The organism is Paenibacillus sp. PsM32 (genome assembly GCF_030433815.1).
GTDB lineage: Bacteria > Bacillota > Bacilli > Paenibacillales > Paenibacillaceae > Saccharibacillus > Saccharibacillus kyungheensis.
Genome location: NZ_JARUWY010000001.1, coordinates 1,105,698 through 1,123,514 on the forward strand (window position 1 = coordinate 1,105,698; position 17,817 = coordinate 1,123,514).

The following is a 17,817-nucleotide window of genomic DNA, read 5'->3' on the forward strand; positions in this document are numbered from 1 at the left end:
TAGATGGTTATTCAGATATCAGATGTTATTGATTTTGCGCTCTACGATTGTTGAACTTTTTCCCGATCTTTGCCTTTGTCAGATTCACCTGCATTTTTGTTGGCGGCATCTCGATCTTCTTGCATCTCAGCAACTGTTTTGACTTTTAGACGAGCGGCTCCTGCATACTCACGAGTCGGAATCAGGTGATCTGAAGCCAGTCTTTCTTTGGCAGCAACAATTGCATCTGTGTATTGAGGTAACCATGCTTCTCCAGCTACCAGCATTTCATCGACCATTTGCCAGATTTCTTTGGGATTGCAGACAGCGCCTACTAACGGGTCCATCATAAAAGCTTGACGCAGAAGCAAATCATCTCCTGTAATCGCCGCTTCAACAGCTAGACGTTGTACTGAAATACTGACGTTACAGACAGCCGCAGGACCTAGAGGTAGATTCCCTACATGTGGCATAGAAATCCCATTTCGATCTACATAACCCGGAGCTTCGATAATCGCATCATCGGGTAGATTAGCAATCACACCATTGTTAATTACATTGAAATGCCCGCGATAGACACGTCCTGTCTCCAAACCTTCAATAATATACGAACCATGCTCTTCACCACGCTTTTCCGGTGCAAATTTCATTGGTTCATCTTTCATCCAGTTAGGGAAATCAGTCTCAAACCAATTACGTCCTTCGGTACATACACGCAAATACCCACCTGTCTCTCCATTGATCCAGTTGTTGAGATCGATCCATTCACCGATTTCTTGAGGACGCTTGCGATACCAGGGTACATATTCACTTAAATGCCCGTTCGACTCTGTACTGTAATAACCGAAGCGGCGCATCATATCGATGCGTACTTTCTCAGTACGGCTGTATTCTTCATGATTTTCAAATGCTTCTAAAAGCCCTGCGGTTAAATCTTTCCCTTGATGAGACGCTTGAATATACCATGTCTGATGATTGATACCTGCACAGACGATATCTACATCTTTCTTCTCCAGACCGTAGACTTCAGCGATCTGGTGATGGCCATGCTGTACTCCATGACATAGACCGACAGTATGGACTCCACCATAGACGTTGCACGCCCATGTCATCATTGCCATTGGATTAGAATAATTAAGTAAGAGTACATCTGGCTTCGAAACTTCGCGGATATCTTTGCAAATGTTTAGCATTTCAGCTATGCCACGCTGTCCGTACATAATCCCACCTGCACATAACGTATCGCCGACACATTGATCGACTCCATATTTGAGTGGAATATCGACATCGGTTGCAAAAGCTTCCAGTCCACCTACACGAATTGTACACAATACATACTTGGCATCTTGCAGGGCAGCACGTCGATCTGTTGTCGCTTGAATCTGAATCGATAACCCATTTTCAGTGATATCACGCTGACATAACTGAGTCACCATATCGAGATTGTGTTGACTGATATCGGTAAAAGCAATCTCAATATTATGGAACTCGGCAACAGTTAACAAATCGCGTAACAACCCGCGCGTAAATCCTATACTTCCTGCTCCTACAAAAGCTACTTTAAAAGACATATACATATCCTCCATTCTAAAATACGCTCTACTAGCGCTTACCTATCCAAAGGGTTGATTATGCTTTTATTGTAGCGTGGTTGTACAAGGAAGCGTTACCAAGATCGTGACTACTTTGTCGATTTGTTGTCTAATATCCTAACTTAAGCACTTGAGACTTCAAGTGCGACTGCATGTCAATCAAAAGTGATTTTTGCTAAGCAAAATATCTTATTATAAGCACTTGAGACTTCAAGTGTAGCTATTCTTCAACATATTGCCGATCATAACGAACCACATTCCCGCGGTATTCCGCAGGAGTCTGTCCGGTATGCTTTTTGAAAAGCAAATGAAAATATTGTCTGCTACTCACACCGATATAATCAGCAATTTCTTGAATCGGAATATCGGTCTGCCCTAAAAGCATTCCTGCCTTTTCCATTCGTAAGCGGGTTAAGTAATCGGTAGGTGTAGTATTCATATGCTTTTTGAAAATACGATGAAGATAGCCGGGATGAACATTCACCGCAGAAGCAATATGTTCAACACGAATCGGACGATCATAATTTTGATGAATATATTGAATACTACGCTTCACATACCATTCTGTCTGCGATGTACTATTGATCTGTGTCTCCTGCCACAAGCGGGCTATACGAACCAATAACTGAATAAATAATAAATCCGCCATCGTACCGGAGCGATGTTGTTGATCCAGCTCCAATACCAATGACTTCAGTACATAATAGACTTCTTCTGGATCAGACAGCACAAAGTAATGCTGAGGTTGAGATAACAATTCAGCGAGTGCTACTTCTTCGCCAGCCATCTGAAATAGAGAAGGAAGAGGCAATGATGATGAAGCAAAGCCAAATTCTACATTAAGCATCCGACAAGGAGATTCTCCTTCAACGATCAGACGGTGAGGAACATTCGCATCGATGACAATAAACTGACCTTTTTTCAATTGCACTTGAACTGTAGTCTCAGATACTGGAGATTGGCTTGTATCTGACTGTACCTGCAATTCGATCAAGCAATGTCCAGAGATCATATACATAATTTCAGTCGATGGATGTTGATGATACGCCATACTGTAGTTATGCCATTGCTTGTAATAATACGCATAAAATTCAGGACGATACGGTTCTTCCATCATGCGTTGACCGAATAGACTCCCTGTCCCCTGTGTATACGAATCTGCATCACGATAAGACTGAATCGGCTGAGTCAACGGATTGGCAAAAGGTCGCTCTGACTTGTGCTCCATCGGTGGCATTGTTGTTCTTTCCTCCTCACTTGAGCAAATATCTTAACGGAATTCTGGTGGTGTACGACGTGCTACTCCAGTACGGATAGCGGCTTCTACCACTCCACGACGAACATACTCGACTACTTTTTCATTAAATACCCCAGGAATAATATATAGTTCATTCAATTCATCTTCTTTTACAACAGAAGCGATCGCTTTCGCTGCCGCTACTTTCATTTCTTCATTAATTACACTTGCCCGGCAATCTAGCGCACCACGAAAAATACCCGGGAAGCACAAAACATTATTAATTTGGTTCGGATAATCGCTTCGTCCTGTCGCTAATACACGTACATGTGGCTCAGCCAGTTCAGGTTCAATCTCAGGATTGGGATTCGCCATTGCAAAAACAATCCGATCTTCTGCCATCGATTGAATATGTTCAACAGTTAGCAATCCAGGACGGGATACACCGATAAATACATCCGCTCCTTGAATCACTTCGGTCAGTCCTCCACGTTCTTGATTAGGATTCGTATGTTCTGCGATCCAGTTCCACATATCATGCGGATATTCTTCACCTGATACCAACGCACCACATTGATCAACAGCGATCACATTATGAGCGCCTGCTGACAATAACATTTTGATACAAGCTGATCCGGCTGCGCCTACCCCAAGCAGTACAATTTTGGCATTTTCTAGCGGTTTATCTACAATTCGTAGCGCATTTAATAGACCTGCAAGAACGACTACTGCTGTACCATGCTGATCATCGTGGAATACAGGGATATCTAGTTCTTCTGTCAAACGACGTTCAATTTCAAAACAACGAGGTGACGCAATATCTTCCAGGTTGATTCCTCCAAAAGAAGGAGCCATCCATTTAATCGCATTGATAATTTCTTCGGTATCTTTGGTATCCAGACAGATTGGAAAAGCATCTACGCCGCCCAACTGTTTAAATAACATCGCTTTACCTTCCATAACAGGCATAGCGGCTTCAGGCCCAATATCGCCAAGCCCTAGTACAGCCGTACCGTCAGATACAACAGCGATCATATTCCGTTTGATCGTTAGTGAAAACGCTTTTTGTTTATCTTCGTGTATTGCCATACATACTTTGGCAACGCCCGGTGTATAGACATGAGATAAATCTTCACGGTTTTTAACCGGAAATTTAGGTTGAACTTCGATTTTACCGCCTAAATGCGCAAGGAACGTACGGTCAGATACGTTGACTACTTTAACACCACTTAGTTCTCCAACCGACTTGAGAATACTTTCTCTAACTGTCTCCGGTAGATTAACCGTCAAATCGCGAGTTGTACTTTCAGGGCTAGCATGAATAACGTCAATTGCTACAACGTCTCCACCGGCATCACTAATCGCAGCAGCCACTTCACCAAATGTAACTTGTTTTTTATCCATTTCCAGACGAATGATCATACTTGTTCCGAGCGCCATAAGGATACCTCCTAATAATGTGGGTAAGATGATTTTGCACTATTCATTCTTTTTAGATAACGCTTACATTATAAAGTTCGGACTTATTATAGCACAGTTTACAGGTAAAAAACTTCCAGTTTCTATCGCTCATTATTCATCTGTGATTAGGTAGGAATAATGATGTACTGATCAGCTTGATTTAGCTTTCTTCACGTCTTATCCATTCTCGTATATACTCCAAAAATCGCTTGGTCGCTGGTGAAGCTTGTTTCATGGAATGTACAGCTAATCCTAATGAACGGTAACTCGGATATTCCAGTTCTAACATTTTTACTTTATGATCCCGTCCTTGTAAAACAAGCTCTGGCAAAATGCTAATTCCCAGACTATTTTCGACCATCGCAATAATCGCATAATCATCTCCGACCGAAAATTTGATATCCGGTGTAATCGCAAAGCGTGATAATAACCGTCTCACATCGTAATCTGATCCTTCGCGCGGCATAATAAACGGTTCATTCGCAATCTGTTCTAATGGAAAAGTCTCCAGATGACTGAGTGGATGATCTAGCGCAACAATCGCTAACATCCGATCTTGTTTTAATGGAATCACTTCAAATGAAGCCTGACTAGGAATCGTAATAAATCCACAGTCGATCTGTCCATTAGAGATCCAGTCTTCGATTTCTTGATAATCTCCTTCGACTAATTTGAATTGGATATTGGGATACTCTTGTTGAAAATATTTAATCATTCCTGGAAGCCAATGCACCGATACGCTGGTAAATGTACCCATCCGAATAGTACCTGATTCCAGTCCATGAATCGATGTTACTGTCTGTTTCAATTGCTCATTCCAATTCATAATTTCGGTAATCGGTTGTAATACCTGTTCTCCATTAACCGTTAACCTTACACCTGAACGATCTCGTAACAATAACGGAAAGCCAAATTCAGTCTCCAAACTATGTATAATATGGCTTACACCGGATTGTGTAAATCCTAGCACTTCTGCCGCTCTCGTAAGACTTCCTAGCTCAACGACTTTTAGTAACACTTCAAATTTGTGAATACTCATTGGTGCGCCTTCTTCCCTTATTTTCCGCTCTTGGTGTAGTCTCCAATATCCATTAGTTTTACTCATGTGATCCATAACAAACATTCAGTGTACTTGGGGATATAATCTTACTATACTGAATTTGGAACATTTTGATAATACGTTATTTTGAAGGTGGGACATTGTGAAGCAGTCCAGAGCAGACTTGTTGATTTTACTAGTGACGTTATGCTGGGGATCATCGTATTTATTTATGAAAATGGGGCTAGGTTCTTTATCCGAATACAATCTAATTGCTCTTCGTTTTGGATTAGCTTTTATTTTGACAGGCATTTTATTTTTTAATCATTTACGCCGGATCGATTGGACTACACTTGGATACAGTGCGCTAATCGGACTTGCTTTGTTTGCTGTATTTGTATTTATTATGTTTGGACTCAAAACGACTACCACTTCCAATGCTGGATTTCTAGTCAGTCTTACCGTTATTTTTGTCCCGCTAATTCATTTTATTGTATTTAAAAAGAAACTACGTATGACTCAGACCGCAGGCGTATTGCTTGCGATTGTCGGTATAGGACTACTGACATTAAGTGGCCCTCTCGGTATTCATTCCGGTGATCTTTTGTGCATTTTGGCATCGATCTGCTATGCTGTGTATATTTTGCTTACCAGTGCTGCCGCTAAGATTGTACGCAGTACACTGAATCTAGGTATTTGTCAGCTTGGATTTGCTGGATTGTATGGATTGATCTTTTCATTTATATTCGAATCGCCACATCTTCCTTATACGCTTAATGGTTGGATCGCTGTGTTGGCTTTGAGTGTAGTATGCAGTGCTTTTGGTTTTATTATTCAACCTGTCGCGCAAAAGTACACTACACCTACACGTACCGGGCTGATTTTTTGTATGGAGCCTGTTTTTGCCGCTTTATTCGCTTTTCTTTTTGAACATGAAGTGTTATCTATTCAAGGATATATCGGTGCTGGCGTTGTTCTGCTCGGTGTAGTCGTCTCGGAATGGACATGGAGACCGTATTGGAAAACAAAAAAGAAACATAATATAGAACGTTTACCACAAGCTATTCAACAAACAGACACTCATCATTCAGAGTTAACCAAAAAAGAACCTGTACATCTCTCTTGATAGAGCGATACAGGTTCTTTCTAGTTATCTTAATCATTCCTACATATGCTTAAAAAGCAGGTACAGCGATATCTGCATATTTCTCTTGCAAAAATTTCTTCACTTCAGGCCCTGCCATACGTGCTTTCAATTTCTGAATCGCTTCTGAATCTTTGTTATCTTCACGAGCTACTAGATTAATTGCAAATGTAGAATCTTCTTTCTCGGTAACCAATGCGTCTTTGACAGGCGTCAAGTTCAGAGGCTTCGCATAAGCAGGCGTCATTGCGACTAGATCTGCTTCATCATACATACGTGCTAACATCAATAGATCGACTTCTTTGAATTTAAAGTTTTTGGGATTGGATGTAATATCGGCTTGAATTGCGTTCATGCCAACACCATCTTTGAGTGTAATCATACCCGCTTGAGCAAACATCTGTAATGAACGACCGATATTTGAAGGATCATTTGCTATCGCGATTGTTGCTCCTTCGGGTAAAGCGTTGATGTCTTTATAATTTTTAGAATATGCACCATAGATCGCATTATAAATAGGTTGAATCGCGACTAGATTTGCACCTTTACTTTCATTGTATTGCTTCATATAAGGAGCATGTTGGAAAAAGTTAGCATCGACTTCTTTATTAGCTAAAGCGTCATTAGGCTGAATATTATCAGACAATACGATCACATCAAGATTAATACCATCTTCTTTAAGCAATGGTTTGACAACGTCCAAAATTTCAGTCATTGGTGGAATCAAAGTTGCAATTTTGAGTGTCGTTTCTGTAGACGTACCTTCTGTAGCTGTAGCCGCATCGTTAGATGTCGTTGTTGTTTCTTGCTTCTGACCACATGCTGCTAATAAAAGCATCATAGCGAACATCAAGATCATGATTGATTTGCGAGTCGTTAACACGTTGTTCATAGTTAAAGTTAGCCTCCATTACATGTATAATATCCAAATATCATCTAGCGTTTATCCAATACTCTAGCAATCGTACTTCCTACAAACTGTACAGCCTGTACCAAAATAATCATCAAAATAATCATATAGACCATCACATCAGTCTCAAACCGCTGATACCCGTAACGAATCGCAAAATCTCCAATCCCACCACCGCCAACAATACCGACAACAGTAGAATATGAAATAAAGCTAATCGTTGAAGTGGTCAGTCCCAGTACCAGACCTGATCGTGCTTCTACATATAAAAATTTAAAAATGATCTGCCATCTCGATGCACCCATGGATTGTGCAGATTCAACAACCCCTCGTGGTACATCCAATAAAGACTGTTCAACTAAACGTGAATAATAAGCAATCGCTATAATTGATAACGGTACAGAAGCCGCTTCTGTTCCAATCGCTGTGCCTACTACCAGACGTGTAAAAGGAATCAAAAACACGACCAGTAGCAAAAATGGAAACGAACGAATCACATTGACCAGTGTATTCAGTACGGCTGCTACATACGTATTTTCGTATAACTGCCCTTTTTTGCATAAATACAACATCGTTCCTAACGGTAAACCAAACAGTACCGCGGCTAATAATGAAATGCCTACCATAGAGAACGTTTCACCGATCGCTGACCAAATCTGTGATTGATATAGATCAAGCATTTCGCTAAAAGTACGATCTTGATCCATTAGTTCCCCTCCTTATACCCGAGCAATTGCTCACGATAAGATAAAGTATAGGCAGGAGATGCTGTAAAGCCATCTTGCGCACGTGAAAAGCTTTCGGTGATGATCCCATTTTCCATCACAGACACCGTATCACATAGACTACGTACCACATCCATCTCATGGGTGACAATCACTATCGTTACGCCTAATTGCTGATTAATCTGTCTGAGCACATCCAGAATACCGGAAGTTGTTTTGGGATCAAGAGCAGATGTAGGTTCATCACACAGTAGCACTTGCGGATGATTAGCAATCGCTCTGGCAATCCCGACACGCTGTTTCTGTCCGCCACTGAGCTGTGCAGGATAATCACTGCCTTTATCTAATAAGCCTACCAGTTCCAGACATTCGTACACACGTTGTTGCCTTTGCGACTTCGGTACGCCAGCAAGTTCAAGCGGAATTTCGATATTTTTGCTCACGGTTCGATTGTGAACCAGATTGAATTGCTGAAATACCATACCAATCTGTTGTCTGGCTAGGCGCAATTGATGATCTGTCATTGTAGTTAAACGCTTACCGTTCACAGTAACTACACCTCGATCAGGACGTTCTAATACATTCATCATACGAAGCAATGTAGATTTTCCTGCTCCACTGCTTCCAATAATGCCATGAATCGTTCCACGTTCGATATGCAGACTCACCTCTTGCACTGCGGCATTACTGTTCCCCATCTTGCCAAAATATTTGCTCACGCTTTCCAGCGAAATCATCGTCGTCCCCTCCTCATCTCATAGCCGGTCCGATGAGAACTTTTGATTCAAAGTGTAATACAACTATAGAGAAGCTGTTATACTCGATACTTCTGCTATATTATAAGGAATGTTATATGCTGTGTCACTATTTTTCTCAATAAGATCATTAAATATTCATTTGTTCTCCTATTCTGCTTTATTTAGACAAAAAAACATCCTCTCTATACATAGAGAAGATGTTAGTATCGCTATATTGAACATATTTTATCGCTAGAGATATTTATTGTGACTCTAGATATTATTGTTGCTGTTCTTGTTTTTGTAAAAATTCGCGCGTTTTGCGTAGATATTTCGGTGCATCCATTGGATCTTCAATCATCATTTCAATCAAGCATAGCTTTTGATTCTGTTGTTGTTCTGCTTCTTGAATGGCTTGATCTAGTTGTTGATTGGTATGCACTTGCATTGTATACGCATCTCCACCGAACGCTTCGATTAATTTGGTATAGTGCCATCTAGGAATATCATTGTATACTTGCTTATCTATATCTACTTTGACATTCAGATACTTTTCAATCGTATAACCTTTGTTGTTGAGAACGAAAATAATCGGTTTGCATCCTTGTTCTAACATTGAGCTAATCTCTTGAACCGTTAATTGTAATGAACCGTCTCCTGTAAATAACAACACCCGACGCTGAGGAGCCGCTATACATGCGCCAAATGCCGCTGGAGTAGCATAACCGATACTTTGCCAGCCTGCTTGCCCGATATACGTTGCTCCTTCTGGCAATTGAAGCTGAGAAATCCCATACGTAAATGTACCCGTCTCTGCAATTACGATATCATTTGCCGCTAATAACTGTTGAAAACGCGGGTAGTAATTGCCTGCTTGTAACGGTTGGTCTTTGTCCGCAGATAATAACTGTTCTGTATCATATGGAAATTCTGTAACATTAATCTCTGCCTGACTTCTCCAATCCAGTTGAGCAAGCGCTTCTAGCATATCTTTTGCAACAATATTAGGATACACAGACTCGCCAATTTTGACTTGATCCGGTTGAATATTAATAACTTTTTGGAAATCCAATTCAGCTGTAAAATTGGCTGTATTGAGGTCTGACCAGATTAAGCCTGCCGCAATTACAAAATCTGCATTTTCTATCGTACTACGTACTTCTTCACTACCGAATGTGCCTCCATACATACCGATATAATGCGGATGCCGTTCATCGAATCCACTTTTCCCCATCATCATCGAAGCCGCAGGTATATTCAGATTCTCTGCTACTTGTTGTACCGCTAATTGCAACTGGTAACGAAGAACAGGGCTATCAGATAATAAAACACCATTGTTAGAGGATTGGATTAACTGCTCTGCATGCTTTATGGCTGCTTGAAGCGAATTGGAATGAGTCGATGTTTGAAAAGAAGGCTCAATATGCGTTGTAATCGGTTCTAACACATGATCCAAAGCAACTACTAGATAGACCGGCTTCTTGGTTGTTTTCGCAGTATGAATAGCTTGAGGTATCTCGATCATTGCATTCTCTGGTGTGATCACTGCATTATACGCTGTAATCGGCTCATATGCTTGACGGAACACATCGTAATTGCCATCCAGTAAACTATGATGCATCAATTGATGATCTTGTTGTGCTTGAGATTTGGGAGCACCTACAATATGAATAATTGGTACACTTTCGCTGTAAGCACCAGCAATAGCATTACATGCGCTCATTTCTCCGACACCAAATGTTGTAATCAGTGCAGATAGACCTTTGATTCTAGCGTAACTATCTGCGGCATATCCAGCATTTAACTCATTGCGTCCGGTGATAAATTCAAGCCCTTCATATTCTTCTAACGTATCTAACAATGTAAAATTATAGTCACCAGGGATACCGAACACTTCGGTTAATCCTTCGCGCTTGAGACAATCTAACATATATTGACCTAACGTAATATTGGTTACTGACATTATATTTTCCTCCTGTGTATTGCTATTGATTACGCATAATTTGCCGTTGTACTCTGGTCATATTCTAAGTCTTGCTCTAAAGACATTACCCTATTCTGAAAAAATGACTTCCATTTTCTGATAATTTCTTTGGATAGTTCTCTTTTTTCCTATAATAAGACACCAAAAAGAAGCCTCTATATGCTAGAGACTTCTTTTGTTACTCATATGCTGATGACCGAATTAATAGGAGTACTGCACCCATACTTTACCTGCTTCTAGTTTGGTAGGAAATACTGTTACCTGTCCTTCGTCCGGTGCTTGTACACTTCCTGTTCGTAGATCAATCTGCCAATCATACAGCGGATCATACAAGATATGCCCGGATACGATTCCTTCTGCAATCGGCCCACCTTTCGGATGAGGGCTTTTATTTTCAAGGGCAAATACTTCTTCATTCGAGGTACGGAAAATCGCTAGCTCTACCTGTTGCAATTGTACAACTCGTCCGATCTGTGGCAAAAATTGATCGATTGATCCGATTGGATAAAATGTGTAAGTGTTATTCATTATACTTTTTCTCCTTTAGACTTCCATTTTATGAAAAAGAGCTTCACGAGTAGCAGTATCGTTAATCACTTTTTGCCACGGATCTTCCACCTGAGCAAGCGCAAGATTCACACGTTCGATTAATTGCTGGCGATTCTCTACATTGTTCACTACAGCTTCATAGATAGTAGGTAAGCCGATACGCTCTACCCATTCAGATGTTCTTTCTAAATATTTACCTGTTTCGCGGTAATACTGAATAATCGCTCCGCATAGATCAATCAATTCTTGATCCGTTTTGACTTTGCATAACGAATCTGCCAGACGAGCTTTGATTCCTCCGTTACCACCGATAAAGATTTCCCAGCCCCCATCATTGCCGACAATACCGATATCTTTGGTACATGATTCTGCACAGTTACGAGGACAACCGTTAACTGCCATTTTGAATTTGGCAGGGAAATCCAAGCGTTCAAAACGACGTTCTAGATCTGCTCCCATCCCCATCGAATCCTGTGTACCAAAGCGGCAATATTGAGCGCCTACACATGTTTTGACTGTTCGTAATGATTTGGCATACGCGTAACCAGAAGGCATATCTAATTCTTCCCACACTTTTGGCAAATCTTCTTTGACTACACCGATCAAGTCGATCCGTTGTCCGCCGGTCATTTTGACTGCTTGTACATTATATTTGACCGATACATCTGCGATCCGTTTTAACTCTTCCGGTGTAGTGACTCCGCCATACATACGAGGAACTACTGTATACGTACCATCTTTTTGAATATTAGCGTTCATCCGTTCATTGACAAAACGGGACGATTTCTCATCTTGATATTGTTCTGGATCAAGCATACCTAGATAGTAGTTGATCGCAGGACGACATTTTGAACAGCCTTCAGGTTGTTTCCATTCCAGTACATTCATGACTTCTTTGATCGTTTTAAGACCTTTTGCTTGGATACCTGCTACGACTTCATCACGACTAAGAGGTGTACAGCTACACATTCCTTGACTGGCTCCAATAGTCGCTCCATCACCTAATACATACTGTAGAATCTGTTCTACAACCGGCTTACAACCACCACATGAACGACTAGCTCCTGTACATGCTTTGATCTCATCGACAGTAGTTAATCCTTTTTCTTGAATAGCACTTACAATATCAAGCTTGGTTACACCGTTACAACCACAGACAATTTCGCTATCTGCCATCGTATCGATCGACGATTTCTTTTTGCTATGATTGCATCCGCCTGTACCCATCAATTCTGCATATAATTCATCGGTCATCGGTGCGCTATCACGAATTAATTTTTGCAATGGAGCTGCATCTGTAATATCGCCGAATAGAACAGCACCGACAATTGTCTGATCTTCTAAAATGATTTTTTTATACGTACGTTTCCAATCATCACGTGCTGTAATCACTGATTGGTGTTCATTTTCAATAAATACGCCTGCGGAAAATACATCGACACCTGAAATTTTGAGCTTGGTTGATACGACAGAACCTTCATACGGCTGGGTATCGATACCACATAAATATTTCGCCAAAATCATACCTTGTTCAAATAAAGGCGCAACTAATCCATAACAGTTTTCTCTATGTTGTACACATTCACCGACCGCATAAATATGATCTACCGATGTCTGCAAATAGTCATTAACGATAATGCCCCGACCTGTCTTAATATCACTTTGTATAGCTACAGCAATATTCGGCTTGATTCCAGCTGCCATCACTACGAATTGAGCAGGCAATGTTGTACCATCTTTGAACAATAATTGTTCTACTCGCTCTCCACCTAGCAACTCTACAGTCTGGGTGCCCATCAGGAATTTGATTCCTTGACGTTCTAATTCTTTGCGTAACATCGATGCGGCTACAGAATCGAGTTGACGTTCCATCAGATCATCCATCAAATGAACAACAGTAACATCCATTCCTAGACTAACCAATCCTTTAGCTGCTTCTAAGCCTAACAATCCTCCACCAATCACTGCGGCTTGCGGGTAATGTGCCGCGGCATCGATCATTTGATGACAATCGGCAATATCACGGAAACCGACAACCCCTTGCTTATCATGACCCGGTATAGGCAAAATAAACGATTGTGATCCTGTCGCGATAATCACTTTGTCATAAGGAACTGTCATGCCATTATCGGTATAGATCAGTTGTTGCTCGGCATCAATCCTAGTGACTGTTGTACCTGTATGCAATGTAATTTGATTTTGCTCATACCATTCATGACTATTCAAAATAATATCGTCAATCGTCTGCGTACCTTCCAGTACATAAGACAACATGATCCGATTGTAGTTTGGATGTGGCTCGCTACCGAATACCGTAATATCGTATTGTCCGCCTAATTTGATAATTTGTTCTAACGTTGCAACCCCTGCCATCCCGTTACCGATTAGAATCAGTCGTTCTCTTGTTGTTGTCATATCAAATCCCCCTTTTTTGAATACGTACCTGTATGTGGTTTATGCCATGAGTATGTTATATATAAACAATCTTTAATATCTAAAATTTATTAATTATATTCAGTATATTGATCTTATCGAGTACATGTAGTGATCCAAATCACTACATTGTAACTTTGTAAAAATTAACATAAAGCACAAAAAGAGCTACTGATCAAAATCAGTAGCTCTTTCTAATTTATTTTATTGGCTATCCCATTCATTTACGTGATTAAACATTCCTATATTCAGTGGCTGTCCCACTTTCACTTTTTTCGATACAGCTTGTAGACGTTTCTCCGAATATACCCCAAGGGAAGGAACATCTTCATGTAGAATTCCTTGCACTTGATGGTAAATGATTTTGCGCTTGGCAGGGTCTGATTCTGCACGACCGTCTTTTAATAATTGATCTAACTTCGGATTTCTATACCCAACAATATTATTGGCATTATCGGATTCAAACATATTAAAATAACGGCTTGGGTCTACGTAATAATCGCGTGTAAAGATAGTTATATCATAATCTTTGCTGTCTGTTTTCTGCATCAATGTTGGAAAATCGAATTTTTGAATATCCACTTTGATGCCTACAGCTTCCAAATTCTGCTCCAAAATATCGGCTGCTTGCTCACGTACTTTATTACCAACAGGCACAAGGAAACGAATCGTCTGATTAGCATCCCATCCTGCTTCTTGTAACAAGGCTTGTGCTTTGGCAGGGTCATAGGTGTACTTAGGAATATCGGTAGCCGCATATTGATTACTACTTGGAATCGAACCATCGATTAATTCTGCTTGTCCTTTAAGCAACTGTGTAACAATTTGTTGCCGATTCAGTGCATAGGCTATCGCTTGACGAACTTTAGGATTCTGAATTGTCTCGGTATTGAAAAAGATTTCTACCGGCTCTGTCGTCTGACTGGACGTTAGATTGATATCCGGTAAGCTTTTGACTTTATCATATTCAGTGATTGGAATCAGTCCTACAGGTAGCGAGTTCATCTGAATCTCACCTGTCTGCAACTGAGCAACCAAATTAGTAGCAGGTAATACTTTTACAAAAATCTGATCTAGCTTAGGAACTGAACGATAATATTGATCATTTTTGACCACTTGAAAATATTGATCTTTGAGGAATTTGGCAAATTTGAAAGGCCCTATAGTTACTTCTGGCTTTTGAAAATATTCATTCGTAGCTAGCTGATCAGGTGCTACGTCTTTGAGAATATGTTCAGGTAAAAAGTAAATTTTGGAAGCAAAACTTTCATTAAAGATATCAGGATCAATCGGTGCTTTGGTTTTAATTTTGAAGGTATGATCATCGACAATCGTTAAGCCTGTGATCTTGTTCTGACCTTCTTTTAATTTACCCGTATCATCTAAGCCTTCGATAAAAAAGAGACGTAGTGTCGTTTCGACTTGCGGATTAAGCGCTGTTAATAAGGTGAACTCTACATCTTTGGTCGTAAAAGGTTGTCCATCGCTCCATTTTGCATCTTTATTCAAATGAACGGTATAATTTTGATGATCTGTTGTATCGATTGAATCTGCTAATTTGGGGGTGAATTTTAATTGATCATCTACGTCTAATAAAGAATCATTGATCAAATGCTGAATTGTCGTTGAAGCTGAATCCCCCTGATCGTTGATCTGGTTAAGCGTTACAGGTGAATTGACGATACCAATAGTGACTGTTTTACCGCCCTCTGAAGCGGCTGTAGCTCCTTGGGTAGAAGCGATTTGGGTGCTGTTATTTGTTGCTCCACATGCAGATAGCACCAATAGTACAGCAACGATCATTGTAGCTAATGTAGCGCGGTATCTCATTTTCATAACCTATCCTCCTTGTTAGACTGTATATTATTTAGGATCAAAAGCATCGCGTAATCCATCACCAACAAAGTTAATCGCCAATACAGTAATCAATAACATAATGCCTGCGGGCAACCATAACCACGGTTGATCAGTCAGCAAGCTGAATGACTGTGCATCGGTTAACATATTACCCCAACTAGGAATTGGCGGCTGAATTCCCATGCCTAGAAAGCTAAGTCCTGCCTCACTCAAAATAGCTCCAGCTACACCAAATGTGGCATTTACAATAATAGGTCCCAATGTATTGGGTAAAATTTGCCGGAACAAAATACGTGTTTTGCCCATCCCCATTACGATACTTGCTTGTATATAATCCAGATGCCGAATAGTCATTACACTGCCTCTAACCAATCTTGCAACAGTAGGCCATGAGAACAAGGAGAGTACTAATACAATGGTTCCTAATCCTGAACCGAGTACACTTACAACGACCAGAATAATAATTAGATATGGAAAAGACATGACGACATCTGTTACCCGCATCACAATCATATCGATCCAACCCCCAAAATAACCTGCGACTAAGCCTATCACTGTTCCGATCGTCACATAGATAGCCACAGCTCCAAATCCAACAATCATTGATATGCGAGTAGCATAAATTAAGCGGCTGAGCACATCTCTACCAACCTGATCTGTGCCTAACCAGTGGTTAGCTGAAGGGGGAGCAGAGAATTGATCCATGACCAGACTGGGATTATAAGGAGCTATCCACGGAGCGATGATACTAATGATGATTAATAGCAATGTAACCAGTAGACCTAACAACGCTAATTTGTGTTGAGCAAATCGATACCAAATCTGTACACTATACCTTTCATTTCCCGGTTGCATCGACTCTTTCCAATAGGCTTTGAAGCGATCTCCTTCTGCCTTTAGCCCTTTTTGCCAGAGAAACAATAGTTCTCCTCCTTCCTATACCTGTGTTCTATCTTGCCCATGTTATATGTTCTCTATACGTTATTCATACTGCACACGAGGATCGACCCAACGATATAACAAATCAGTAAATAGATTCACGATCAATACAATCAATGCAGCGACCAAATTCAAGCCCATAATGACAGGATAGTCGCGTGATAAAACCGACTGTATCGTTAACTGTCCAATCCCCGGCCACTGAAAAACTTGCTCTACAATTACACTGCCTCCCAATAACAATGGAACTTCCATACCAAAAACCGTAATGATCGGGATCAGTGCATTACGAAGCGCATGACGATAGATCACAATATAACCGGATAACCCTTTTGCTCGTGCAGTCTGCAAATAATCTTGTTTGAGCACATCTAACATACTGGCACGAACATATCGTACTTTTTTGCCTATAATCGCTACGGATAACACAGTTACAGGCAGAATCATATGTATGACTTTTTGTGCCAAATCTCCTCCTTCTAATGGTTCAATCCCTCCTGTAGGTAGCCATTGTAACTTCAAAGCAAACCAATAAATAAGCGCTAATCCTAGAAAAAATTGCGGTAATGATGTGCCTACAAAAGCCAAACCTGTAATGATGTAATCCCAACGACTATTGCGCTTCACGGCGCTAAAAATGCCGATTGGAATCGAAATCATAATACTCACAATCAAAGAAACAAAAGTAAGTAACAATGTAGGGCCAATACGCTCGCTAATCAATTGAGATACAGGTGCAAATGAACTATACGAATATCCCATATTGCCTTGCAGAAGGCTCACCAGCCATATCCAATATTGAATATAAAAAGGTTGATCTAATCCTAATCGCTCTTTTTTCGCATCAATCATCGCCTGACTGGTATTCGGATCAAGTAACAACTCTGCTGGATTACCTGGTGCAAGATTGATAATAATAAAATTCAAAATTGTAATGCCCAGCAGTACAGGAATCGCAATACCGAGTCTACGAATCACGTAATACAGCATGTCTCCCTTCCTTTCTATTAGGGCTCTATCCAGGACGTATAATGACTATTATTTTTTAATACCAATAAATCTGATTAGTTAAGTCAGAATTAAGTTGTTGCCAAATCATACCTTGTTAACTATGATCTATCAACTGTTTTACTTATAGATATTTTCAATCGGAATATAGAAGAGTTCGAACAGTAGTTCATTTGCCTAACATATCATCTTTTTATCAAATTGGTCATTAGAATAGGTTGGT

Annotated in this window: 14 protein-coding genes; 1 reads left to right on the plus strand and 13 read right to left on the minus strand. The window is 40.4% G+C overall.

Annotated features, from left to right (window positions below; all coding sequences use genetic code 11):
• Positions 1-41: 41 nt before the first annotated feature.
• The 4 genes from QCD85_RS04940 to QCD85_RS04955 all read right to left on the minus strand — a co-directional run bounded on the left by QCD85_RS04940 (position 42) and on the right by QCD85_RS04955 (position 5,308).
• Entirely contained in the window at positions 42-1,550 is a 1,509-nt protein-coding gene (locus QCD85_RS04940; protein ID WP_301261813.1) for an alpha-glucosidase/alpha-galactosidase, read from the minus strand.
• 241 nt (positions 1,551-1,791) lie between these two features.
• Complete coding sequence (locus QCD85_RS04945) at positions 1,792-2,688, minus strand: AraC family transcriptional regulator (RefSeq protein ID WP_273616236.1); 897 nt, start codon at positions 2,686-2,688, stop codon at positions 1,792-1,794.
• Positions 2,689-2,841: 153 nt separating this feature from the next.
• Entirely contained in the window at positions 2,842-4,248 is a 1,407-nt protein-coding gene (locus QCD85_RS04950) for an NAD-dependent malic enzyme (RefSeq protein ID WP_301261814.1), read from the minus strand.
• Between the two features lie 181 nt (positions 4,249-4,429).
• On the minus strand, positions 4,430-5,308 hold the full coding sequence (locus QCD85_RS04955; RefSeq protein WP_301261815.1) for a LysR family transcriptional regulator: 879 nt from the start codon (positions 5,306-5,308) through the stop codon (positions 4,430-4,432).
• A 163-nt stretch (positions 5,309-5,471) separates the two neighbouring features.
• On the opposite strand from QCD85_RS04955, the gene QCD85_RS04960 reads away from it, so the two are divergent.
• Positions 5,472-6,434: a DMT family transporter gene (locus QCD85_RS04960; RefSeq protein WP_301261816.1), complete on the plus strand. Its 963-nt coding sequence runs from the start codon at positions 5,472-5,474 to the stop codon at positions 6,432-6,434.
• 49 nt (positions 6,435-6,483) lie between these two features.
• On the opposite strand, the gene QCD85_RS04965 is transcribed toward QCD85_RS04960, so the two are convergent.
• From QCD85_RS04965 to QCD85_RS05005, 9 genes are all read right to left on the minus strand, one after another.
• Entirely contained in the window at positions 6,484-7,344 is an 861-nt protein-coding gene (locus QCD85_RS04965) for a MetQ/NlpA family ABC transporter substrate-binding protein (RefSeq protein ID WP_273615018.1), read from the minus strand.
• Between the two features lie 44 nt (positions 7,345-7,388).
• Positions 7,389-8,069 (minus strand): methionine ABC transporter permease, encoded by a 681-nt coding sequence (locus tag QCD85_RS04970; RefSeq protein WP_301261817.1) that lies wholly within the window; start codon positions 8,067-8,069, stop codon positions 7,389-7,391.
• A complete protein-coding gene (locus QCD85_RS04975) occupies positions 8,069-8,824 on the minus strand; it encodes a methionine ABC transporter ATP-binding protein (protein WP_301261818.1) in 756 nt (251 codons plus the stop codon). Before QCD85_RS04975 ends, QCD85_RS04970 begins: the two co-directional genes overlap by 1 nt.
• A gap of 280 nt (positions 8,825-9,104) precedes the next feature.
• A complete protein-coding gene (locus QCD85_RS04980) occupies positions 9,105-10,787 on the minus strand; it encodes an alpha-keto acid decarboxylase family protein (protein WP_301261819.1) in 1,683 nt (560 codons plus the stop codon).
• A gap of 222 nt (positions 10,788-11,009) precedes the next feature.
• Entirely contained in the window at positions 11,010-11,336 is a 327-nt protein-coding gene (gene nirD, locus QCD85_RS04985; protein ID WP_301261820.1) for a nitrite reductase small subunit NirD, read from the minus strand.
• Between the two features lie 15 nt (positions 11,337-11,351).
• On the minus strand, positions 11,352-13,772 hold the full coding sequence (gene nirB / locus QCD85_RS04990) for a nitrite reductase large subunit NirB (protein WP_301261821.1): 2,421 nt from the start codon (positions 13,770-13,772) through the stop codon (positions 11,352-11,354).
• 222 nt (positions 13,773-13,994) lie between these two features.
• The gene (locus QCD85_RS04995; protein WP_301261822.1) at positions 13,995-15,626 is read right to left on the minus strand and encodes an ABC transporter substrate-binding protein; all 1,632 of its coding nucleotides are present in this window, start codon (positions 15,624-15,626) and stop codon (positions 13,995-13,997) included.
• Between the two features lie 27 nt (positions 15,627-15,653).
• Positions 15,654-16,568, minus strand: a complete 915-nt coding sequence (gene opp4C, locus QCD85_RS05000; protein ID WP_367317619.1) for an oligopeptide ABC transporter permease — start codon at positions 16,566-16,568, stop codon at positions 15,654-15,656.
• Between the two features lie 60 nt (positions 16,569-16,628).
• Positions 16,629-17,576, minus strand: coding sequence for an ABC transporter permease (locus QCD85_RS05005; RefSeq protein WP_301261823.1), 948 nt, complete (start codon positions 17,574-17,576; stop codon positions 16,629-16,631).
• Between the last annotated feature and the right edge of the window lie 241 nt (positions 17,577-17,817).